Source organism: Flavobacterium chryseum, assembly GCF_004362015.1.
GTDB lineage: Bacteria > Bacteroidota > Bacteroidia > Flavobacteriales > Flavobacteriaceae > Flavobacterium.
Window position 1 is genome coordinate 281,430 of record NZ_SNWW01000002.1, and the last position, 23,037, is coordinate 304,466.

The following is a 23,037-nucleotide window of genomic DNA, read 5'->3' on the forward strand; positions in this document are numbered from 1 at the left end:
GACATTTTTAGATTTTTTTTATTTTTCTCAATTTTTTTATTTTTCTATCGCGAATATTTCTAAAATGCTATTTATTTTAATTAAACATCTGTTAAATCTTAATAAATAATTTTTGAAAATGTTTTGGAAAAACGTATATTTGAGTAAATACAATATTTATTAGCGTGCAAGAAAAAGAAAAATCACATAGTTTTATATTTCCCAAAACTCCTACAGGAGTAGACGGCCTAGATGAGATTACTGATGGTGGATTTCCGAAAGGACGACCTACACTAATCTGCGGTGGCGCCGGCTGCGGAAAGACATTGTTATCGATGCAATTCCTTATTAAAGGAATTACAGACTATAACGAGCCCGGAGTTTTCATGTCTTTTGAAGAACCCTCCCTCGACCTTACTTTAAATGTTAAGTCTCTTGGTTTTGACCTTGAGCAACTTAAAGCAGATAAAAAACTCGTAGTTGACCATGTTAGGGTTGAAAGATCCGAAATTGAAGAAGCTGGAGAATATGATCTCGACGGATTATTTATTAGATTAGAACATGCAATCGATTCGATAAATGCAAAGCGTGTTGTTCTCGATACTATCGAATCTTTATTCGCCGGTCTTGATAATCAGGCTATTCTTAGAGCTGAGCTTCGTAGATTATTTCATTGGCTTAAAACCAAAGGCGTAACAGCGATTATAACAGGTGAACGCGGTGAAGCAACTTTAACGCGTCAGGGATTAGAAGAATACGTTTCAGATTGTGTTATTGTTTTAGACCATCGTGTTACGGAACAGGTTTCTACCAGAAGGCTTAGAATTGTAAAATATAGAGGGTCAACTCACGGAACAAACGAATATCCTTTTCTTATTGATGAGGAAGGAATTTCGGTTCTTCCTATTACATCGCTAAGACTAGATAATGAAGTTTCTTCAGACATTATTCCTACCGGAGTTCCCGGATTAAATGACATGTTTCAGGGTGGTGGTTTTTATCGAGGTAGTAATATACTAGTATCAGGAACTGCCGGTACAGCTAAAACTACTATTGCCTGTTATTTTGCCAATGAACAGTGCGAAAAAAATGAAAAAACCATTTATTTTGCTTTTGAAGAATCTCCGCAGCAATTGGTTAGAAATATGAAATCGATAGGTATTGACCTTGATAAACATATCAAAAAGGGCAATTTACAAATCCATTCTTCACGTCCGTCGCTTAATGGCCTTGAACTGCATTTGTTAACCCTTAGAAAACTAATCAGAGAATTTAAACCTACTACCATAATTATTGATCCTATCAGTAATTTGGTAACCGTAGGAAGCGAACATGAAGTTCGTTCTATGCTGGTTAGGCTTATAGATATGCTAAAAGCAAATAATATTACGGCTCTTTTTACTTCTTTAAACAAACAAACTGATAATGTCAGACCTGATCTTGCAGAAGAATCAGTATCTTCTTTGGTGGACACCTGGATTACAGTGCGCGATATGGAAGGAATAGGAGAAAGAAATCGTGGAATATTCATTGTAAAAGCACGTGGAATGGGACATTCTAATCAGGTTAGAGAGTTTGTAATTACACAAAAAGGAATAGAATTATTAGATGTTGAAATAGGTCCGGAAGGAATACTTACAGGTACCGCCAGACAATCAAATCATTTTAAGAAAACCATTACGGAAATTAAGCTTCAAAACGAAATTAGCAGAAAAGACAGAGAAATTATGCGTAAACGCAAAGTTCTTGAAGCTAATATAGAAGCTCTTAAAAATGAATTTGAATCTGCTGAGGAAGAATTAAGTATTTTGAAAGCAACAGAAGAATTGCAGGAAAAACTGGCTTCTGAAAAAAAACAACAATAAGATGAAAGAAGAAGTTGTAGCCGAATGGCAATTAAGATTATATATCGCAGGGCAAACGCCAAAATCGATTACGGCACTTGAAAATATTAAAAAATATGCCGAAGAGCATTTGAAAGGAATTTACAGCATTGAGATAGTAGATTTACTTAAAAATCCTCAATTGGCCGAAGGTGACCAGATTTTCGCTGTACCAACATTAGTTAGAAAGTTCCCGGAACCCATTCGCAAGATCATTGGTGATCTTTCGAATGAAGAACGCGTACTTGTGGGGCTTAATATTAAACCATTAAACTCATAGAAAAATGGACGATTCCTCTGATGGCTCTAGTGCAAATAGATATAAATTTATGCTTTTTGTTTCTGGTATGTCTGTTAAGTCCGGGCATGCTATTGAAAACCTGCGTCGTATTTGTGATCAATATCTTGAAAATAACTACGAACTAGAAATTATAGATATCAGTCGTGATACAGATCAGGCAGTTATACATCAAATAGTAGCAATACCTACTTTAATAAAAACAAATCCTGCTCCAAGAAGAATAATATTGGGCGATTTGTCAGATAAAGAAAAGGTGTTGAGAATCTTAAATATACGCGAATAATTGAAGGACAATAATACAAATATCGAATCTCTACAAGCCGAAATAGATTTACTAAAAGAACAACTTTATGAATCTAATAGTATTGTTGATGCTATAAAGCAAGGAGATGTTGATGCATTGGTGGTAACAACAAAAGGAACTCCGCAACTTTATTCGCTTGAAACTGCCGACTATACTTTTAGATTGCTTATTGAGAAATTTGGACAGGGTGCGCTGAGTATCTCAAGAAACGGACTAGTATTATATTGCAATGAATACTTTTCAAAATTGGTAGGTATAGCTTCCGAAAAAATAATCGGAACTTATATAAATCAATATTTTCATAATCCCGAAAATTTTGTTTCGCTTATTGAAGCTTTAAAATTTGGGATTACGGCTCATGAAATACAGTTTGAAACCAACAGTCTTATAAAAGTTTTTCCCGCGCATATTGCACTAACAGATCTTGAACCGTCTGTTGATGCGATTGGAATTGTGGTAACAGATCTTACAGAAAAGAAAAGACAGGAGGAAGCACTGATACGCCATCAAAAAGAACTCGAAGAAAACATACACGAATTAAATAAAACCAACAAAAATCTTGAAGAATTCATTCATGTCATATCGCATGATTTAAAAGAACCCTTAAGAAAAATTGTAATGCATAATGGCAAGATTGACGGTACTTATCTTAATGAAACAGATGCCCGATCAATAGGTATTATGAAATCAGCTGCATTACGATTAAATTCACTTGTTGATGATTTGGTGCAATATTCGTCGCACACTGCACAGGAAGAACGTACAGAAATTAATTTAGAGGAAATAATTTCAGAAGTAATAGATGACCTTGAAATTATAATTACCGATAAAAAAGCCACTATTCAGGTAGGACAACTGCCTTTGATACAAGCTTCGAGAGTGCAAATGCGCCAGCTTTTTTCAAATCTTATTTCAAATGCAATTAAATACAGCAGAACAGATGTTCCGCCAATAATTCAAATTTCTCAAACAGAATATTTTGAATCTGAAATAGCCAATAAAATAAATCAGTTTGTAAAAATTCAGATAAAAGACAATGGTATTGGAATGGAGAAAAACCATCTGAATAAAATTTTCACCATATTTCAGCGTTTACATGCTAGAAGTGAGTATTCCGGAAACGGTATTGGACTTGCTATCTGCAAAAAAATAATGGAAAATCATTCCGGACATATAACTGTAGAAAGTAATCCGAATGAAGGTACCACATTTAATCTTTATTTCCCAATCTAAATGCCACACTTACAAAACTTACATATTATTATTGCCGAAGATGATACTGATGACGCTGATGTAATTTACGAAACGTTTACTAACAATCCTAATTTTGGAAAAGTAAGTCTGGTTGCAAATGTTGAAGAACTTTTGAGCTATTTAAAAGATGAATCTAATGAAAACCCGGACGTAATACTTACCGATATCAATATGCCCATAATTGATGGCATTGAAGCACTACAAGTAATTTTGAATACTAATGATTTAAAGTCAATTCCGTGCTTTGTTTATTCAACCAGCATAAATCCTGCCTATAAAGAAAAGTGCGATTTAATGGGTGTAAAAGCCTATCTTATAAAGCCTTATTCTTTTGAAGCTTTTGAGGAAATTCCGAAAAGTATCCTAAACATAATTGATCAGGAATCAGCATAATGAATACTCATAAATTTTTTGAATCTAACTATAAAAAACTAGGCTTTCTGGTGTTGAATGAGGATTCTATTGAAGAAATTAATGGCGAATATTACAAACCTTATATCAAGGTACTTTATTTACCCGAAGATTATTTGATTACAATCGATTTTAAGCAATATAAAACCACAACGCCTTCCCTGTTTTTTATCAATAGCAACCAATACCTGCAAATAGATAAAGAAGGAAAAAGCCAAGGTTATTTTATGTATTACAATCGCGATTTTTATTGCGTACAAATTCACGATGCTGAGGTTGCCTGCGACGGATTATTGTTTAATAATATTTTCGAAATGCCAATGACGGCGCTGCCAAATAAGGAAGTTTTATTTGTAGAAGCCATTTACGAACAAATTCAGGGAGAGTTTGATGCTCCCGATTCTTCTCAGGAAGAAATGATCAGAACCTATTTGAAACAGCTTATCATAAAAGCAACCCGAATCTGGAAAACACAGCAATTAGGAGTTTTAAATAACGAACCCTCTAAAGAAATGGATTTTTTCAGGGATTTTAGCCGATTGGTTGAAATTCATTTCAGAACCAAACATAGTGTAGCCGATTATGCCGATATTCTTGGCGTGGCTCCCAAAACATTATCCAACAAATTCAATCGGTTAGAACTTACACAGCCCAACGATATCATCAAAGACCGCATTATGCTCGAAGCAAAAAGGCTTTTGGGATATTCTACTTTAAGCGTAAAAGAAATAGCTTACCAACTTGGTTACGAAGATCCGGCTTATTTTAACCGACTTTTTACGAACAAAGTTGGCGACACTCCGTCTAATTTCAAGAAAAAGTACCTTCTAGGGAAAAATGTACAATTAGAATAGACTTTTGTCTATTTTTAGAGCTTTACTACCGCCATATCTTTGTCCTATCAAATTATAACTGATAAAAAATTAAAGATATGAAAACTAGTAAAGTATTACAACAAGGTTTATTTATTGCAGCATTGTTAATCGCAAATACAATTGCAATAGCACAAGAAAGACAATTTAAAGGAGAAAATGATCCTCAGGTTTTTACAGAAGTCCGTACTTTTTTGAAAGCATTAAATTCAGGTGACGGAAAACCTTTAGAACAATTAAGTGTTGCAGACGCACGTGGCGTTTTGGTTGGCGCTCAAAAATCGGTTGAAGTTGATTATTCAGGAATTGAAGAATCTGAAAAAGTGATTTCTCAAAACGGTTTAAAAGTAAAAATTCATATTACAAAACCAAAAGGCGCTAAAGCAAATGCACCTGTATTTATTTTTATTCACGGCGGTGGATGGGTTTTAGGAGATTATCCAACCCATAGAAGACTGGTTCGTGATTTAGTTGTAGAAAGTGGTGCTGTTGCCGTTTTCCCTGACTATACACCTTCTCCTGAAGCGCAATATCCTGTAGCCATAAATGAAATTTATGCTGCCACACAATGGGTAGCCGAAAACGGAAAAGAAATTGGTGTAAACGGTAAAAACCTTGCTGTAGTAGGAAACAGCGTTGGTGGAAATATGACTGCTGCAATTACATTAATGGCAAAAGATAAAAAAGGTCCGCAAATTAAACTACAAGTTTTATTATGGCCGGTAACCGATGCTAATTTTGAAACAGAATCTTATAACGCATTTGCCAATGGACATTTCTTAACTAAAAATATGATGAAATGGTTTTGGGATAATTATTTGCCAGACACTAACAAAAGAAAAGAAATATACGCTTCTCCGTTACAAGCAAGTATAGAACAACTTAAAAACTTACCTCCTGCATTAGTACAAACTGCTGAAAATGATGTTTTAAGAGATGAAGGTGAAGCTTATGCAAGAAAGCTAAACGAAGCCGGAGTTCCTGTAACATTAACAAGATACAATGGTTTAATTCACGATTACGGACTTTTAAATCCTATTTCAAATGTTCCTGCCGTGCAAACTGCAATTTTGCAAGCTGCTGTTGTGATTAAAAATACATTGAAATAAGAAATTTTGATAAGACAAAAAAAAGAGCTGATTCTAGAATCAGCTCTTTTTTTGTTTGATTTTTTTTTGAATTAAAACTTTATAGCAATTTTTCCAATCGTTTTTCCTGATTCTAAAAGCTGATGAGCGTGTTTAAGATTATCAGCTGTAAGTCCGATTAAGGTTTCTTTTAAAGTAGATTTCAGTGTTCCGTCATCTAACAAATCAGCTACTTTGTTTAAAATGATTCCTTGTTCCTCCATATCAGCTGTCTGAAATGTCGAACGAGTAAACATTGATTCCCATGAAAATGAGATACTTTTAGTTTTTAATTTGTTGAGTGCAACCAGGTCACTGCTTCCGGTAATGGAGGCAATACTCCCTTGAGGTTTGATGAGTTCAACCATTGTATCCCAGTAAAAATTGGTATTTACAAAGTCTAAAATAAAATCTACATGTTCAAATCCTGCTTCACGTACTGATGAAATCAGATTTTTATGATCTACAACAAAATCTGCTCCTTGTTTTTTACACCATTCAATAGTTTCTGGACGTGATGCCGTTGCAATAACCGTCAAGCCTGCTATTTTTTTCGCCAACTGAATTGCGATAGAACCTACTCCGCCCGCACCGCCAATAATTAAAATAGTTTTTCCTTTGTCTTTTTCCGGACTAATGCGAATACGGTCAAATAATGTTTCCCAGGCTGTTAAAGCAGTCAACGGAATTGCGGCTGCTTCTTCAATACTTAACGATTTTGGTTTTTTGCCCACAATTCGTTCATCAATAATTTGATATTCTGCATTACTTCCTTGTTTTGTAATGTCGCCCGCGTAATAAACTTCGTCGCCAATATTAAATAAGGTTACGTTTTCTCCTATCGCTTCAACAATACCAACGGCATCCCAGCCAATAATTTTCGGCGTGTCAAGAACGGTGTCTTTAGCTCCGATTTGGCGAATTTTAAAATCGACCGGATTTACAGATATGGCACTAATCTTCACCAATAAATCACGCGATCCCGGAATTGGTTTAGAAGTTTCAAATTCAATGAAACTGTCTTTTTCTGTTATGTCTAATGATGTTTTAAATCCTATTGCTTTCATTTTTTTACTTTTAAAGTTTAAAATAATAACACAAAGATAAGTCTCAACAAAATTTTAAAAATGGTATAAATTGATGGTATATCGGTACAAATTTATCAATAAGAATTTAGGGACCAAAGGTCATCAGGTTGATAAAAGTATTTCATTATATAAAATTCCAACCAAAAGATATGTAAATGTTATGGCAGATTATAACATTTTAATATGAGTGAAATGTTTATTTATACGAGTCTTTAAATTCTTGATTGCTTAAATACACCCTTTTATTAACTGTTTCTAAAGATTTTCCATTTAATAAAACTTCAAAATCTCTATTGCCATTATTCACTTTTATTTGAATCTCATTATCGCCGTTATCTTCATTTTTAAATTTTTCGTTGGTTTTTTCCCAATTAAAAAATGCTCTTCCTTCATATTTTTCTCCTTTACCTGTTTCCCAAAAAAAAGTAATTGCACTGGGAATAGCCCTTTCCCTTTTAGCAGGGTTCAATGATATAGGCCTAACTGCAATCTCAGATTCTGCATTAAAAAACCCTGTCATTACATCAAAAAGTTTGAATTTTGAGTTATCAGAAGTTATTACAGGATGCCAAACATATTTTTTACGATAATTGTCCCATTTTTCAGGACTTGAATATGGAGCTAAGTAATTTTCACGCACTTCTTCTCGGTTCATTGACCATGATGCAAATAATTTTTTTTCAAGTGCTGCGTTGTCTTTTACTACCTCTGCTTGGTAACGTCCTAATTCTTTTTGAGTTGCACCATACCGCAACCAAACCACAACCACTCCTTTTGGAGCAAAACCAAAAACCAAATCTCTAAACTCCGTATAAGCTCTTTGATTGGGTTTTCTCTCATATACGTATTCCTTTAAAATGTCGCCATATTCTAAATCTTCATTATTGCAATAGAATCTTTTACTTAAGTCTACAATCGTATCTACTGGAAAATCTACATTTAAACGATAAAAAGTATCTTCATACCCTGCATAATAAGTAACATCTGCACCGATAGGTGTACCGTTCTGTTCTGTCCAGGAAGCATGAGAATCTCCCCATTCACCCGAAGAACCTCCGTACGGGAAAGAAGCAGAGACTCCTTCGAGTGTTTTTACTTTATCATTAACCACCTCTATTAAATATTTATCTTCAGGGTGGCACATTTATACGTGAAATTGCGGTAATTCTTTTTTCATTTGGCAACTAATTAATTGGGTAAAAACAACAGCTAATAAACTATAATACAATACTATTTTTTTTATTTTATCCATGGTGTATTTCTCTTTTTCTATATTTTTGTTCTAAAGCGCCTTCTTTAGACGGGGCTTGACTTTCGCGTGTTTCCAATCCAAATTTATTGGCTTTTACAGACCAATGTAAATATTCGTTTCGTAGTTTTTTTAAATCTTTTTCATTTATATAATCGAGATACGATATTTGCCGTAATTCATTTAAATAACTTTTCGAATCAGTCGATTTTGCTCTAACATATTTGTTCCTTAAATCACTGCATGCTGCCATATAGTTCATTAATTGGTTGTAAACTCCCTGCAAAAAGGGATTATTTATTTCGTGTTTTGTTTTAATCTTCACATCACTATATTTCACCCCAAAATGATCAGAGTAAAAAAACATTTTTTTTAGAGGTATTTTGTCATAGGTATTTTGCAATTTTTTTCTTGTACCTACAACAGTATAGAACTTTTCGGAATCATCGACACTTCCTTTTATTTCTGTACCTAAATTTGAGTCATGAAGTACACCCGATGTAATTTGATTAGGTTTGTACCAGCCCTCATTAATTACTATTTCCTTAAATTTTTCAATTTCTGTATCTGTATCATGAATAATCCTGTTGTATATTGACTGTCTTTTGTAATACAAAACAGAAATTTCATCTTCATTATCATTATAAGAACCGCCTATGTCACAATGTACACCGGGCAAGGTATATTCTAAACCATTTAAGCCCGCACTTGTAATATCAGTTAGGTCAAAATTTTCGCGGTATTCATCATCAGCAGAAAGCTGAAATACAAAATGTGAATTTTTAATGGCATCCAGATTTAAATCGTTTACATCATTGCCATGATAAACTCCATAAGAGGCAACAGTATCGTAGAGTCCTGTAAAATTGAAATGAATTCTTTTTGGATTAATTTCGTTTTTTAATAAACAAGCTGCAAAATAACCGTGTTTATCTAATATAGGGCTATAAGGTATCGTAATCCTGGCATCTTCCATTAGCATGTCTTGGTAGACCTTTGGCGCAATAAGTGTTACATTATTATCTTTGTCTTTGCTAAAAACAACTGCAGGACTATTGGCTACATGCAAAAAATGTCTGGCTGCTGCGGCACCACGGCTAAAACCAAAAACATTTATTTTTAATTCATCGATTTCTTTACTTTTATATTCTTTTTTTGAAACTTTTTCCCAACTTCAACACAAGCCTTTACAACTTTTGCCATTACACCTCTATCGCCCATACCTAAGGCAACATCTGGAAGAATATCGTCACTTTCTTCATTATGAGTTCCTATACCTTCTATATAAATTTTTTCTTGAAAAGGAACATTAGTAGCTACGGTATCATAACCTCGTGCCACGTTCGAGAAGTTATTGGTATAGCTATCGTCTATATGGTTCGATTCTATGTAATCTTTACCTTTTAGCGTATTGGTTTTATTATTTTGTGTACCATCAAAAAAAATATTTAGCGTAATATCGATTTCATTTGCTAATGAATCAGCAGGATGTAAGGGCTCATAATCATTATAAGACATGCCTTCTTCTCCATATTGTTTATTGTGTTTAGCCGAAATTATATTAAGATCTCCATCTGTTGCATGAATTTCTATATTTCCTGTGGCGGTCTTTGTGAGTGATCCGCCAATAATTCTCGTAATACTCATAATTAACCGTTTTTAGATGTTTCGCCGCTATGGTTATTTACATTTTTCGCACTTAATATATTTATATTTTCTTCGGTACTATTTAGATTTATTTCCTTCGCAATCTCTTTGATTCCTTTACTCTGTGTTTCTTTAGATCCTTTTACCCATTCAAACATTTTTCCTGTCACATTCACTATAAAATCTATTCCTATAGTTACATCTTTCGAACCTGTGATCGTTTCGGAATAATTTCCACCAACAGTATTATTTTTGTTGACACCTACATTAGTATTCATATTTTGCCCAGCATTGATAGTAATATCTTCCCCAGCATTAAAAGTCATGTTTTTAGGAGCGTCAAATTCCATATTCCCATTCCCATCCATAAAATATTTGTTTCCGCTTGGGTCCTGAATTAAAACACTTCCATCAGCATCGTTACACACAATTAAGATTCCTGAGCGCGTGCGGAAAACTTTCAAATCATTATTAGGCATACTATAACCGCTTTTCTCTTTTCTGCTCGTCATCGTCCCCATTACGATTGGCAATTCGGCATTGTTTCCCTGAAAATCAACAAATACAGTGTCGCCTATTTCCGGAATAACATGACCGCCTCTTGCATCTCCGCCATATTTTTGAATCAATGGTACATAAGGCGTAGTTTCTCCTTTTAATTCCTGCCAAGGCATTTGTATCTGTATTCCGCTAAGTCCGTCTGGATCTGCGTTGGCTGTTACAATTGCAGTCTGGCTGTAGCATTTCGGAAATAAATCCGGATTCGTTTTGGGTGAAAATACCGCACCATTAAAGTTTACAGCCGTAAAATGATTTTCATAACCGCCGCCATCATCGCAGGTGTGGGTTATTTTTGTTACTCTGTAAGCACTTTCTAATTGTACATCGACACCGCTTATTACAACGTTATTGCCTATTGTAATTCCCGGAACTTCGCTAATGCCTTTTATCTGCGTCATTTTGCCTGCTACAGCGCGCATTTTGTTTTTGGCATATTCTTCAGCGGCAGTACTGCCATTTCCTTCAACTGCATTTTGATTGAGCTGAATAAGCGTTTCTTTATTAAAAACCTCGCTCGATTTATTAATAAAGTTTTGATGGAATCCGTCAACTTCTTTTCGGTATTTTAAAATGGCATCGCTAGAATAATCCCCTTTTCGATGGTCATTTTCAAGGACTTTAAGCAATACAGGAAGTAATTTTATATTATAACTAAAATCATGCAGGTTAACGCCATAAACCAAAGTTGGTTCTACAGATGAGCTTCCCGGCGTTCCAAAAACTATTGTACGTCCGTTATGATACAACCATTGTCCGTGGCGCATAGCCAGGCGGTTTAGAAAATCGAAGTCGCTTTCCTGATACTGAACCGTATAAGCCAGATTATTTTTGAAATAGGAATTAACATGCATATCTATCTCATAACCTGATTTTACTTTATTTACAATATCTTCAAGGGACATTTTTGTAAAAGAGTTCGAATCCGGTGCATTGTCTAACAATATTGAGGTGCTGCATCCCTGAATCAATATCGTTTCCTCTACATCTTTAATATTCGATTTTTGCAATCTTACTTTCGTTATCACACCATAAAACTGCAGGATATAATCTTTGGGATTTTTAATAATCATCAGATCATCCAAACCTTGTATTGGTTTTATTTCGATGCTGATTTTTGCGCCCGATAGTTGCTGCGAAACGGGCATCACGCTCTTTAATTCATCCACTAATAAATCTTTGCGTACTTCTAAAGTGAAAGTATTATGATCATGAATTTTTTGAATAATCTTTAGATGGCTAAAATTCCTGATTAAGGTTTCGCCTATTTTTATGGTTGTATCAGTTTGTAATGCCATATTCTCTTATTCTTTGGTAGTTAATAGTGTTTTTTAGTTTTAAGAATTTTTCCAGTTATTGTCGAATACAGTATTGCCTACTTTTATTTCATTACAAGTAATCAGAATCTCGGTCGTCATAGGCACCGTTCCTTCACTATTAAATTTCTTTTGAAGCGAAATGCAATATCCTTTATTAAAACTCACTTTTTTCATGGTACTCATGGCATCTCTTCGGTAAAAAATAATTTTTCCGTCCTTTACACTTGTATGGGATACCATCCAATCTGAAAATAAATCTGTTTGTGTGGTTTCGATTATTAATCTAATTTGTCCGCCTTTGGCTTTACTGGCTGGTTTTCCATTGTTGTCAACGTTTTGAACAAAGCTCACATCAAATTGTAAGACATTAAAAACTTCGTTGTCTAATTCTAATTTTGCTAAAAAACTCATATAATTATTGTTTGATTATTGTTTTGAATCGCTCTGTTATTACTGAAGGTTAAAAAGTACCAGAGAACTAAGGCTCTTGTAAAATAAATTCAAACCCAATCAGGAAAGAGCCACAATAAGTTTTATAAGTATCAAAATAAGACACCGACTAAAAAAGCGTTCTATAATCAATTATGATTTTAAGAAGGCTTTTTTTGTACTTTTAATCCCAAACAAAGGCAATTCGACCATGAGATTTTACATTAATAAAGAACATTTAGTAAACGAAATTGAATATCCAATCCGATATCAATCTGAAAATCTCGTGAAAAGTGCTTTTGTTGTTTTTGCTGTTCTTTTTATGTTTCTTTTATTGTTTACACCGTTTGGAGTTTACGAACCTGAATTCAGAATGAATTATTTCCTGATTTGTTTCTTTCACGCTTTTTCACCTGCCTTGATTTTGTTTGTTTATTTTGGAATATTCAATTACATAAAACAAAAAAACAATCGATTTAATAAATGGAGCTTGCTTCGCGAATACGCACACGTTGGCGCAGTTTTGTTACTGTGTGGAATCGCAAGTTTCTTGATGCGTGATCTGATTTATAATAACAAACTCAATTGGTTATTACATTATTTATATGAAGAAATCAGAAATTGCTTTGTTGCCGGAATCTTTTTCTATTTTTTGCTGAGATTAACCGGCTTTTATTTTCAATCAAAAAAAGGTTCTCCTTTTGTATTACAGTTTGTTCCGTTAGCAAATGAACCCGAAAAAACAATTCTAAAATCGACGCTCTTCATCAATACTCAAGTGAGACAAGATGATTTTACGCTCGATTTAGAACATTTACTATTTGTAAAAGCTGACGGCAATTATATTGAACTCACCAAATCTGAAAATGAAGAAGTCAATGTCGAATTAAAAAGAATTTCACTGACGCAGTTCGAAAAACAAATAACAGCTTATCCGCATTTTTTCAGATGCCACCGAGCGTATTTGGTCAACATGTTTAAGATTCAAAAAGTAGCCGGAAATTCTCAGGGATATCTATTGTCGTTTTATAATACCGATCTTAAAGTGCCTGTTTCAAGAAATCAAATTGAGAGTTTCAATAGCTTTTATAACCAACTCAGAAACCGACAAATAGCTTAAGCTTGTTGTTCATCACAAAAGCTAGTTGCTGATAACATGCCGACTTAAAACTGTATTTTCTTGTTGTACGTTTGCCATCAGTAACTCAAAATCTATTTCGTATGTCTTCTCAAAATGCTGCTTTTTCTCCAAGTGCGCAACAGCCAAACAAACTCGTTTACATCAATACTATCAAAGTTTTATTAACAGTACTGGTTATTCTTCATCATACTTTTATTGCTTATTCCGGTTCAGGATGGTATTATACAGAACCAACAACTATTATGGGTGTTGTTGTTCCCATGAAAATGTTCATTAGCATCAACCAGTCATTTTTTATGGGCTTTTTCTTTATGCTTGCGGCCTACTTTACAGATGTTTCATTTACCAAAAAAGGTACTTTTAAATTCATTGCAGATCGTTTGATCCGATTAGGAATTCCATTAGTCTTTTATGTGCTTCTAATTTCTCCTTTCACCAGTTATCTCGTGTATTATTTTGCACTCGAACATCATATTCCCTTTTTGCAATATATGAGCGCTTACGATGCCTGGGAAGTTGGTGTAATGTGGTTTGTGTTAGCTTTGCTTGTATTTACTTTTATTTATGTAATCGTAAAAACGGTTTTTAAAATCAATTTCGAAAACACATTCCCCGTTCCGGGATCAAGAACTATCATTCTCTTTGCAGTCGCTTTAGGTTTTGTTTCTTTTTTAGTTAGAATTATATTTCCGGTGGGATGGGTTTTAGAACCGTTCGGATTTCAATTAGGACATTTTCCTCAATATATTGCCTTTTTTACCATTGGATTAATTGCTGCTAAAAACAATTGGTTCGAAGCACTTTCTGAAAAAACCAGAAAACACCTTACGCTTTCTGCTTGGCTGTGTTTGTTATTTTTTCCTGTCTTTTTTATTATCAGAATCACGGTAAAAATGCCTGTAGAATGGTATTCGGGAGGTTTTCACTGGCAACAATTGCTGTACGCCGTTTGGGAACAATGGATTGGGCTTTCCATCTTAACCGTTTTATTAATTAAGGGGAGAAAAAACTGGAACAAATCATCTGCATTGCTTACCAAATTATCGCGCTATAGTTTTGCCACTTATATTTTTCATCCTGTCGTAGTTGTTGCCATTACATTGGCGGTAAGAAACTGGCCAGTAGATCCTGCAATAAAACTTCTTGTAGTGGCACCATTGATAGTTGTGGGAAGTTTTGCTTTAGGCGGATTGATTTTATTAATTCCCGGTGTTAAAAAAATCATCTAAAATCAGCAATTAAAAAGGGAACAAATCAATCCAAATAAAAAATCCTCTGAAGTTCGTTCAGAGGATTTTTTTATGTAGAAATTGAATTAAATCAACGGAATCAAATGATCACAAGGAAAATAAACCGTTATCGCCGTTCCTTGGCCCGGTACTCCAACCGCTTTAATAGTTCCGCCGCAAGTCTGCATTATTTTTTTACATAAAGCCAAACCAACTCCGGAACCGCTGTATTTTTCCTGAGTGTGCAATCGCGTAAATATTTTAAAAATCGATGCCGCATATTCCTGTTCAAAACCAATACCATTATCAGTAAAAGTAATCCAGTTGCAATATATTTTATTCGCATGATCATAGATTTCAGACTCTTGCGAAGCCGTTATTTTTATAACCGGTAAGCGATCGGGAGACGCGTATTTTATTGAATTTTGAAGAATATTAGAAAACAGCTGCTTCATCAAAAAGTTAATTCCGTACACTTCAGGCAGATTTTCATATTCAATTACAGCACCGCTTTCATTAAATACTTCCTTCATTTCGCTAATTGTCGACTCCATAATAGCGTTCAGATCTACTTTTTGAAGCGAATCGGTAGTATATTTTACACGGGTATATTTTAGAATATCCTGCAATAAAGTCTGCATTCTGTTAGCCGAATTCGAAACGCGCAACAAAGAATCAAAAACCGATTGTGCCGGAACATTATCGATTTCACCCAAAAGTTTAGATATAATCAGCTGAATTTTACGCAAAGGTTCCTGCAAATCATGCGTACTAATCCAGTTTATATTTTCAAGTTCTGCATTGGTTTCCTTCAAAACATCACTTTGATTACGGTATTTTTCTTCCTCTTCACTCAGCATCATCATAATAATCTGGTTGTGAAGCGCATGAGCATAACTAGCCGCAGCATTTATTTCAAGATGCAGCCAGCGGCTACTTTGATTTTTAACTATTTGTTTCCAAATATTAAATGAATTTCTCGGATGCAGCCCATTACTGTCTTTTACAATTGCCTTTACAGGATCTCCCGCCCAATTTATTTCAGATATATTTTCAGGTCGGTACCAAATTATATTGTTTTCATTACCAAGCGAATGGTAAATAATTCCGGCAACATTAAACTTTTCATCCTCGCTAAAATAATCTGCCAGTTTATTAGTGCAAAAAATTCCTTCTCTGACATGATGTGATATTTCCTCACTTATCTTAGAAATCTGATCTTCTGACGGCGTTAAACCATATCGGTACATTTCTCCTCCAACATAAATAGAAACACCTGCAGCATTACAAAGATTCAATAATTCAGGATCAGTAACAATAATTTCAAAAGGCAAATGATCAAGCGGAAGAGTTAAACCCACCAAATGTTCTAAAGCCAAAGCTGTTTTACGGGCAATCTCATATTCATCTGTACTTTGTCGCAAATCGATTTGAGATGTGATAAATTGCCCCTGCAGTTTAGCCGCAAGCCTAATTTCCGGCGAAATATTTTTTGCCGAATAATGATGACACGCAATTAATCCCCAAAGTCTTCCGTGGTGAATAAGTGAAATGGTAAGCGTCGCTCCCACTCCCATATTTTTCAGGTACTGAACATGAATTGGCGAAGTACTTCTTAAAATAGAAAGGCTTAAATCAAGGTTTTTATTTTCCTGATTATCGACCGTAAAAATCGGCACCGGTTCATAATCCATATCAACAATCAAACGAAGCTGATTTTTCATGTATAATTCCCTCGCCTGAACCGGAATATCGGTATGCGGATAATGCAATCCTAAAAACGGCTCTAAATCTTCCCGACAATCTTCGGCAAAAACTTCACCATTATAATCTTCATCAAAACGGTAAATCATGACACGATCGTAACCCGCAATTTCGCGCGTTCCTTTCGCCACAAGCGCGCACAATTCCTGCAGCGTTCTGGTAGAGTTCATGTCCGTAATAAACTGAATATTCTGCAAATATAAATCTGCAAGCAGTTCTCTGCTTCTAAAATGCGGTTCAGCCTCGAGCACATAAATATCGTTGCTTTTATGAATGCTGAGCTGAAATAATTTCCCTAAAAGTTCAATTTCAAGTGGAAAAACCGATTGATTTATACCATCATTGATATATTTTACTATCGTTTCATGAACGTGGTTTCCAAAGGTGGCGCCAAACTCTTTTCCAATAATTTCTTTGTACGTTAAATCAACAAACGTTGAAATATTAGCCGTACAAAAATCTATTGTCCAGTCTGTGGTAACGCCAATCAAAAAACCATGCGGCTGAATACTTCCGGGAATATGTATGGGTTCGTGCTCGCAATTGGTCAAAGTGACTATATCCCGATTTACAATATCTCTTAATTTCATTTATTTTTTTGTCTGCTGGAAATGATTATGAATACAATCGAAGGCATAAACTGCTCCCTCAATTATTTCATCTTCAACATTATACTCTTCTTCGTATGCGGTAAGCAAATGTAGGAAAGTTTTCCAATAACTCCCCGTTTTATTCCCATATCCTGAAAATAAGAAACCCCTTTTCCGTCTGTAAGTCCGTCGATAGTTTCAAGATTTTTTAAGATGAATCTGCCACCAAGCGAAGAACCTTCAACCACGTACAAAATTCCCAAAGCAAACGGAATTGTTATGTATTGTGTACTAAAAACAGGTCGTGCAACAGGTTTAGGATAATTTAAATACAAAAGATCAGCTTCGATTAAATCCTTTTTTGCTCTTTCGTTTACATCATCAATAATAGTAGAAAGTAGCGGAAAAACAGTTGTTTCTACACTATAATGTACATCGTACATCAATTGTAAATAATGCGCATAATCGTCCATTTTCATGTTTGGCGAAAGAATGTAAGAAGAAACCGGAAGTTCCTCCAGCCTTTTATGCGATGCTGCGGTATGTGTTTTTAGTTTGTTTAAAAAATCTGTGGAAATGGAAAAATTCAATATCGAATAATTTAGTTTGTTCTATTTTTCTTAGGTGGCACAAATATACTATTTGCTGTAGTTAAATGCCTCATTTTATTTGATTTTAAGAAAATAATTAGTGCTTTTTCCCTTGAAATATTATCAGGAGCTATTTCCAGCTATCCGCTATATCTTTTTCTTGCTGAAAAAAGCAAGAAAAAGGATACCGCTTCTATCTGGGCTAGGCAATCTTTTTCATCAGAAGTTGTAGTGTTTTATAAAACCCGTATAAATACGCATTGTAGCATTTTTATTTAGTGGTATTCTTGTTGAGAATAAATTTAGTTGGATTATGGTTTTCCGTAAGGAGGCTAATTATTAAAAACTAATATTTGTAGAATAAGAAAGGATCAAGCAGATTTTTAGTAATCAATATCTTAAAATAATCAACTGAAAATGACATTAGAAGAAGCATTAAAAAGAGCAGCTTATAAAGTTTGGAATGAATTAGAGCCAATTCCAAATGATTCAAGATATCATATATATGAGGTAAGGGAAGAAGGATTAACAACTATGTCAATCAAGGAACTTGTAAGAGCTAATTGTCCAGATATAGAAAAAATATTAATGATTCCTCCAAAAGAAGAAAAAATAAAAGGTTACGATTTTGAATTGGCTATAGGAAGTCCTTCAAAAGGAAGATTTATACGACTATTTATTCAAGCAAAAACTTTAAAAGGAAAAAAAATTAATAGTAAATATGAAGAGATAGACTTTCCTCAAGCAACTACATTGTCAGATTTTTCAAAATCAGAACGAAGTTTAGGAATGTATGCTTTTTTTAATCATCTAACTGAAAATACTCCTACTTTGCAAAATCACTATAATTCGATGACACCTTTTGATAAAGAAAGCTTAGGAATAACAATAGCTTCTGCATATTCTATTAGGATGTTAAGAAGTAGAATATTTTCTGATTATCATTTTAATTGCGGTTTAACAATGTCACCTAAAATGTTTACTTGGCGATATTTTTCTCATTTATTTTATTTTCACAAGAGTACAAAAGGACATCTAGCAGTTCCATTTCATGAATTATCATATTTTACTGTGGAAATTGCTGAAATGATTAATAGAGCATTTAGAATTATTAAACGAAGAGGTAGAGCAAATTTTTTCTTTTTTTTCCTTCCAGGAATCGAAGAATTATTTGAGGATGATGATGAAATTATTCCTATCTTAAAAATAAATGTTGAAGGATTGATAAAAGAATTTAATTATAGAATTGAAGTTCCAAAAAATGATACATATAAACCACAAGCATTAATAATTATTAATACCGATAATTATTAATTATAAAATCAAACAAAAAGAATGGATATTTCACCTGACAAACAAAACATTGATCGTGTTTTTTCAAATACAACTTATTATATTGATTTCTATCAAAGACAATATAAATGGAATGAAGAACCTGTAAAAAGGCTTTTGGAAGATATCTTTTATAAATTTAATGAAGAATTTAAAAAACATAAAGATTCAGATATTCCTTTAGAACAATTGATTACTAAATATTCTTGGTATTATCTAAATACGTATGTCACTAACGTAATTGATGGTAAAATATATGTGGTAGATGGACAGCAAAGACTTACAACTATTACCCTTATACTCATTAAACTTAAACATTTGGCAGAATCACAAAAATCTGAATTAACTGATTGGGTTAAGAATAAAATCTCTGGTCATGCTGGTTTTAAAAAAGAATTTTGGATGAATCATGAGGCGCATAAAATTGCTATGCAGGGATTGTTAGATGGATTAGCGTCTGATTCTATAGACGTTACTAGTGGTATAACTGCACAAAATATGGTTTCTAATTATCAAAGTATTTCTAAATGGCTGGATAATGAACTTTCTGGAAATCTTTACAAATTGGAATCATTTATTTTTTTTTTCTTAAATAGATTAGTATTAATTAATCTGGCTGTTGAACAAACTGAAGTTCCGATGGTTTTTGAGGTTATTAATGATAGGGGTGTTAAATTAAAGCCATATGAAATTTTAAAAGGAAAACTTCTTGGGCAAATTGAAAAAGATGAATTAATTCAACTAAAACTTAATGATATTTGGGAGGATCAAGTAAAAAAAATAAATGATTTTAAAGAAGATGAAATTGATGAGTTTTTTAACTATTTTCTTAAAGGAAACCTTGCTGACACACGTGGTTTAGCTCAAAAATTTGATAGGATTATCATAGAGTTATGTTTGAGGACGAATATGATAAAGAACTCAAATTAAAACATAATGCAAAAGGTGTTAAAAAATTTTTACTTAATGATTTCATATACTACACAAATTTATATCATAAAATATTACAATATGCTGTAAGCTTTAATGATCTACAGCCGTATGCATATTATAATAATTTAATATCAATGAACAATCAGTTCTTGCTTATTATGTCTGCTTGTGAAATTAATGATAATGACGAAGAAAAGAAGATATTTACTGTTAGTCGGCAATTAGACCGCATGTTTTGTCTTCTCCAATTACAAAAGAGCTATAACAGCAATTCATTTACAACCGAAATTTATAAATTAAGTGCTGAGATAAGAAATCAACCTATAGAAAAAATTGACAAAGTTTTTGAAAAGTACCTATTACAACATATTTCTGATGTTAGGGGCATAAATGTAGAAAGTCTTTACAATTATACTTTTTTTAAAGAAACAGGAATAGAATTAGAAAAACGTTTTAAAAGATATTTCTTTGCTCGTATAGAAAAATTTATTGCTGACAATACAAAATTAAATATGAAGCATAATTTTTATGATCTAATACAAAATACAGGTTCTAAGAATGGATTTCATGTTGAACATATATTATCATATAATTCAGAAAATAAAGCTCACTTTAATAATGATGAAGAACTATTCGAAAGAGAAAGAAATAGACTTGGTGGACTTTTATTATTAAAAGGCGCAGATAATATTTCTAGCAATAATGAAGCTTATAAAAAGAAACTAAAATCATATGCAAATACTCTTTATTGGAATGAAACTCTTAGAGAAGATACTTATAAATCAAAACTAGACTTTAGCAAAATGATAAATACCTATAAATTAAAGTTCAGACATATGGAACAATTTGGTAAAGAAGAGTTGGAAGAGCGCCATAGATTATTATTTGACTTGATCAAAATAATTTGGAATTAACATAAAAGAGCTAATTAATATCCATAATTAAAAAATAATCCCCCGCTCTACCAAGTGTTCATTATCAAAGCTGCGCAAATATCTCCGACTTTGCGCTTTTTTTATTACTTATAAATTCAATCATTTATCTTCAATAAAAAAATCATAATCCTTCCCCCTATTTCCAATCTCAAAAATTTCAATAACTTTGAGCCTTATGCAGGCAAACCTTAGAGAACATATCGAAAAAATAATTCCGCTTACGGATGATGAGTTTGCATTTGTGGCTTCTCATTTTACAACTAAAAAGTTTAAGAAACACCAATTTCTTATTCAGCAAGGCGATGCGGTTGTCTATTCTTACTTTGTTATTTCGGGACTTTTAAAACTGGTGCATACCGATGCTTCAGAAAAAGAACACATCGTTTCTTTCGCTATGGAAGATTGGTGGGAAAGCGATTATTATGCATTTTTTACACAAACCAAAGCTACCTTGTCACTCGAATGTCTGGAAGATACTGAGGTTCTTTACTGCACGCTCGAACAGTATAAAAACCTTTGCAGCGGTTTGCAAAAAATGGAACGCTTTTATCTGGAGAAAGCCACTTCTGGTTTTCTGGGATCGCAACGCCGTATTATTTCCTGGCAGACTTCGAATTCTAAAGAACGCTACGAACAACTTTTAAAACAATATCCTTTACTTTTTCAGCGTGTACCAAAAAGCTTAATCGCTTCGTACTTGGGCGTTTCGCGCGAAACCTTAAGCCGTTTATCTTCGTAAAGTTTAGTTTTCAGTCTCAGTTAATAGTTCATCTTTAAAATCGGAATTGTTTCACTCAGATTTTGCAGATTTCATTTTTACATTTTCATTCCTAGCTCATAACTCATAACTCATAATTCATAACTCCTAACCCTTATATGTGACATTTCTCACTTTATAATCGTGAGGAATGTCAAGACCTTTTTCCGGATGTTATGCCCAACTTTGCAGTATCAATTTTAAACTGTAATCGTGAAAAAAACATCAAAAATTTTAGTATTACTAGTATTAACAGCAATGCCAATAGTGGCACAAACTAAAAAAGCTAAACAAATGGAAAAAAGAATTATCAACCCGTGGGAATGGCAAAATGAACGCAGTTATAACCAGGCCATAGAAGTTAAAAATCCGGAAGGAACGCTATATGTTTCGGGACAAGCCGCCGTAAACGCCGACGGAACTTCGAGCAACGAAAACATGGAATCGCAAATAAAACTTGCCCTGAGTAATCTGGAACAAGTAATTGCCAAAGCCGGATACGAACCAAAAGGAATTGTTCGGCTGACTATGTATACTACTGATATGGAAGCACTTTGGCCTAATTTCAATATCATTCAGGAATGGATTGCTAAACACGGCGTTCAACAAGCCACAAGTTTAATGGAAGTAAAAACCCTTTTTGAGACATTGAAAGTAGAATTCGAGGCAACAGTGGTGAAGTAATTGTTAATGGTTGATTGTTAATTATTAATGGTTAATTGTGAGTTGTGAAATGTGAGTTATTGTTGATCGATAATTTTACTTTTACAACTCACTTTTTAATTTTCACTTTTTAATTTTTAATTTTCTAAATCCAAATCGTCATTAAAAACGTAAGTATAAGAAGACGGTAATCTGGGATAAGATAAATTTAGTAATGAGATAAAGTTTAATTCATTATTGCGTTTTTTGGGAAAAAATATTGAGTTTGTTATGTTCCTGATTATCGTCTTTTTTATTAAATTTTAAGAACAAAAAAAGGTTGGAAAAAATAAAAGTTCAAAAGTTAAAAAAGACTTTAGATTATCTGGAAAGCAAACAACGCGAATTAAACCGAAACAACGAAACCGATACCCGAACTATTGAATCGATGATCAAATACCTCAAAAAAGACATGCTCGATCAGTTTAATTTATCTGATTATCATATTTCTATTCAACAAGAAATTAAAAATACCGAAGCTTTTATTAATAATGTAAAAAACATTATTGATATTAATTCTGAGGATTAAATATACCACTTAAACAATCTAGCAAAGCCACAAAGTTTATACGCAATATTTGTGTCATTTCGACGGAGGAGAAATCACACTCGTAACTCCGCAATGCAAATCGCCAATCTTTGT

23 protein-coding genes are annotated in these 23,037 nt (G+C 33.5%); 15 read left to right on the top strand and 8 right to left on the bottom strand.

The annotated features are described in order from the left end of the window. Positions 1-164 precede the first annotated feature (164 nt). The 7 genes from kaiC to EV143_RS04930 all read left to right on the top strand — a co-directional run bounded on the left by kaiC (position 165) and on the right by EV143_RS04930 (position 6,113). Positions 165-1,844, top strand: coding sequence for a circadian clock protein KaiC (gene kaiC, locus EV143_RS04900; RefSeq protein ID WP_133506856.1), 1,680 nt, complete (start codon positions 165-167; stop codon positions 1,842-1,844). A gap of 1 nt (position 1,845) precedes the next feature. Further along, positions 1,846-2,142 (top strand): circadian clock KaiB family protein, encoded by a 297-nt coding sequence (locus tag EV143_RS04905; RefSeq protein ID WP_059118753.1) that lies wholly within the window; start codon positions 1,846-1,848, stop codon positions 2,140-2,142. Between the two features lie 4 nt (positions 2,143-2,146). Then, positions 2,147-2,446, top strand: a complete 300-nt coding sequence (locus EV143_RS04910; RefSeq protein ID WP_133506857.1) for a circadian clock KaiB family protein — start codon at positions 2,147-2,149, stop codon at positions 2,444-2,446. Next, complete coding sequence (locus EV143_RS04915; protein WP_133506858.1) at positions 2,447-3,700, top strand: sensor histidine kinase; 1,254 nt, start codon at positions 2,447-2,449, stop codon at positions 3,698-3,700. Beyond that, positions 3,701-4,114, top strand: a complete 414-nt coding sequence (locus EV143_RS04920) for a response regulator (RefSeq protein ID WP_133506859.1) — start codon at positions 3,701-3,703, stop codon at positions 4,112-4,114. It begins immediately after the preceding gene. Further along, positions 4,114-4,986, top strand: a complete 873-nt coding sequence (locus EV143_RS04925; RefSeq protein WP_133506860.1) for a helix-turn-helix domain-containing protein — start codon at positions 4,114-4,116, stop codon at positions 4,984-4,986. The genes EV143_RS04920 and EV143_RS04925 overlap by 1 nt, the downstream gene beginning before the upstream one ends. Positions 4,987-5,063: 77 nt before the next feature. Then, a complete protein-coding gene (locus EV143_RS04930; RefSeq protein ID WP_208111252.1) occupies positions 5,064-6,113 on the top strand; it encodes an alpha/beta hydrolase in 1,050 nt (349 codons plus the stop codon). 71 nt (positions 6,114-6,184) lie between these two features. On the opposite strand, the gene EV143_RS04935 is transcribed toward EV143_RS04930, so the two are convergent. From EV143_RS04935 to tssD, 6 genes are all read right to left on the bottom strand, one after another. Next, positions 6,185-7,198, bottom strand: coding sequence for a zinc-binding alcohol dehydrogenase family protein (locus EV143_RS04935; protein WP_133506861.1), 1,014 nt, complete (start codon positions 7,196-7,198; stop codon positions 6,185-6,187). Between the two features lie 217 nt (positions 7,199-7,415). Beyond that, entirely contained in the window at positions 7,416-8,363 is a 948-nt protein-coding gene (locus EV143_RS04940; RefSeq protein ID WP_133506862.1) for a DUF2931 family protein, read from the bottom strand. Positions 8,364-8,463: 100 nt separating this feature from the next. After that, the gene (locus EV143_RS04945; protein ID WP_133506863.1) at positions 8,464-9,600 is read right to left on the bottom strand and encodes a phospholipase effector Tle1 domain-containing protein; all 1,137 of its coding nucleotides are present in this window, start codon (positions 9,598-9,600) and stop codon (positions 8,464-8,466) included. Next, entirely contained in the window at positions 9,588-10,115 is a 528-nt protein-coding gene (locus EV143_RS04950) for a hypothetical protein (RefSeq protein ID WP_133506864.1), read from the bottom strand. The genes EV143_RS04945 and EV143_RS04950 overlap by 13 nt, the downstream gene beginning before the upstream one ends. A 2-nt stretch (positions 10,116-10,117) precedes the next feature. Further along, complete coding sequence (locus EV143_RS04955) at positions 10,118-11,971, bottom strand: contractile injection system protein, VgrG/Pvc8 family (RefSeq protein ID WP_133506865.1); 1,854 nt, start codon at positions 11,969-11,971, stop codon at positions 10,118-10,120. 39 nt (positions 11,972-12,010) lie between these two features. After that, the gene (gene tssD / locus EV143_RS04960) at positions 12,011-12,403 is read right to left on the bottom strand and encodes a type VI secretion system tube protein TssD (protein WP_133506866.1); all 393 of its coding nucleotides are present in this window, start codon (positions 12,401-12,403) and stop codon (positions 12,011-12,013) included. 229 nt (positions 12,404-12,632) lie between these two features. Between tssD and EV143_RS04965 the strand changes: the two genes are divergently transcribed. After that, a complete protein-coding gene (locus tag EV143_RS04965; RefSeq protein WP_133506867.1) occupies positions 12,633-13,541 on the top strand; it encodes a LytTR family DNA-binding domain-containing protein in 909 nt (302 codons plus the stop codon). A gap of 101 nt (positions 13,542-13,642) precedes the next feature. Beyond that, complete coding sequence (locus tag EV143_RS04970; RefSeq protein WP_133506868.1) at positions 13,643-14,791, top strand: acyltransferase family protein; 1,149 nt, start codon at positions 13,643-13,645, stop codon at positions 14,789-14,791. 86 nt (positions 14,792-14,877) lie between these two features. On the opposite strand, the gene EV143_RS04975 is transcribed toward EV143_RS04970, so the two are convergent. Both EV143_RS04975 and EV143_RS04980 read right to left on the bottom strand, forming a co-directional pair. Further along, positions 14,878-17,145 (bottom strand): ATP-binding protein, encoded by a 2,268-nt coding sequence (locus tag EV143_RS04975; protein ID WP_133506869.1) that lies wholly within the window; start codon positions 17,143-17,145, stop codon positions 14,878-14,880. 62 nt (positions 17,146-17,207) lie between these two features. Further along, the gene (locus EV143_RS04980) at positions 17,208-17,735 is read right to left on the bottom strand and encodes a biliverdin-producing heme oxygenase (RefSeq protein ID WP_166638118.1); all 528 of its coding nucleotides are present in this window, start codon (positions 17,733-17,735) and stop codon (positions 17,208-17,210) included. Between the two features lie 417 nt (positions 17,736-18,152). Here EV143_RS04980 and EV143_RS04985 point away from each other — a divergent pair, with 417 nt between their 5' ends. From EV143_RS04985 to EV143_RS05005, 6 genes are all read left to right on the top strand, one after another. After that, positions 18,153-19,049, top strand: coding sequence for a DUF6615 family protein (locus EV143_RS04985; protein ID WP_133506871.1), 897 nt, complete (start codon positions 18,153-18,155; stop codon positions 19,047-19,049). Between the two features lie 21 nt (positions 19,050-19,070). Further along, a complete protein-coding gene (locus tag EV143_RS21645; RefSeq protein WP_208111253.1) occupies positions 19,071-19,997 on the top strand; it encodes a DUF262 domain-containing protein in 927 nt (308 codons plus the stop codon). Further along, complete coding sequence (locus tag EV143_RS21650) at positions 19,961-20,914, top strand: GmrSD restriction endonuclease domain-containing protein (protein WP_208111254.1); 954 nt, start codon at positions 19,961-19,963, stop codon at positions 20,912-20,914. Before EV143_RS21645 ends, EV143_RS21650 begins: the two co-directional genes overlap by 37 nt. 196 nt (positions 20,915-21,110) lie before the next feature. Then, complete coding sequence (locus EV143_RS04995) at positions 21,111-21,674, top strand: Crp/Fnr family transcriptional regulator (RefSeq protein WP_133506872.1); 564 nt, start codon at positions 21,111-21,113, stop codon at positions 21,672-21,674. A 312-nt stretch (positions 21,675-21,986) separates the two neighbouring features. Next, positions 21,987-22,376 (top strand): RidA family protein, encoded by a 390-nt coding sequence (locus EV143_RS05000; protein WP_133506873.1) that lies wholly within the window; start codon positions 21,987-21,989, stop codon positions 22,374-22,376. 298 nt (positions 22,377-22,674) lie between these two features. After that, positions 22,675-22,923, top strand: coding sequence for a hypothetical protein (locus EV143_RS05005; RefSeq protein WP_133506874.1), 249 nt, complete (start codon positions 22,675-22,677; stop codon positions 22,921-22,923). Positions 22,924-23,037: the final 114 nt, after the last annotated feature.

Coding starts and splice junctions, on each gene's coding strand:
- EV143_RS04940 (WP_133506862.1), bottom strand. CDS start 8,363: ATGTGCCACCCTGAAGATAAATATTTAATAGAGGTGGTTAATGATAAA.
- EV143_RS04965 (WP_133506867.1), top strand. CDS start 12,633: ATGAGATTTTACATTAATAAAGAACATTTAGTAAACGAAATTGAATAT.
- EV143_RS04985 (WP_133506871.1), top strand. CDS start 18,153: ATGACATTAGAAGAAGCATTAAAAAGAGCAGCTTATAAAGTTTGGAAT.
- EV143_RS21645 (WP_208111253.1), top strand. CDS start 19,071: ATGGATATTTCACCTGACAAACAAAACATTGATCGTGTTTTTTCAAAT.
- EV143_RS05000 (WP_133506873.1), top strand. CDS start 21,987: ATGGAAAAAAGAATTATCAACCCGTGGGAATGGCAAAATGAACGCAGT.
- EV143_RS04995 (WP_133506872.1), top strand. CDS start 21,111: ATGCAGGCAAACCTTAGAGAACATATCGAAAAAATAATTCCGCTTACG.
- EV143_RS04925 (WP_133506860.1), top strand. CDS start 4,114: ATGAATACTCATAAATTTTTTGAATCTAACTATAAAAAACTAGGCTTT.
- EV143_RS04970 (WP_133506868.1), top strand. CDS start 13,643: ATGTCTTCTCAAAATGCTGCTTTTTCTCCAAGTGCGCAACAGCCAAAC.
- EV143_RS04935 (WP_133506861.1), bottom strand. CDS start 7,198: ATGAAAGCAATAGGATTTAAAACATCATTAGACATAACAGAAAAAGAC.
- EV143_RS04930 (WP_208111252.1), top strand. CDS start 5,064: ATGAAAACTAGTAAAGTATTACAACAAGGTTTATTTATTGCAGCATTG.
- EV143_RS04950 (WP_133506864.1), bottom strand. CDS start 10,115: ATGAGTATTACGAGAATTATTGGCGGATCACTCACAAAGACCGCCACA.
- EV143_RS21650 (WP_208111254.1), top strand. CDS start 19,961: ATGTTTGAGGACGAATATGATAAAGAACTCAAATTAAAACATAATGCA.
- EV143_RS04910 (WP_133506857.1), top strand. CDS start 2,147: ATGGACGATTCCTCTGATGGCTCTAGTGCAAATAGATATAAATTTATG.
- EV143_RS04955 (WP_133506865.1), bottom strand. CDS start 11,971: ATGGCATTACAAACTGATACAACCATAAAAATAGGCGAAACCTTAATC.
- EV143_RS04920 (WP_133506859.1), top strand. CDS start 3,701: ATGCCACACTTACAAAACTTACATATTATTATTGCCGAAGATGATACT.
- EV143_RS04975 (WP_133506869.1), bottom strand. CDS start 17,145: ATGAAATTAAGAGATATTGTAAATCGGGATATAGTCACTTTGACCAAT.
- EV143_RS04905 (WP_059118753.1), top strand. CDS start 1,846: ATGAAAGAAGAAGTTGTAGCCGAATGGCAATTAAGATTATATATCGCA.
- tssD (WP_133506866.1), bottom strand. CDS start 12,403: ATGAGTTTTTTAGCAAAATTAGAATTAGACAACGAAGTTTTTAATGTC.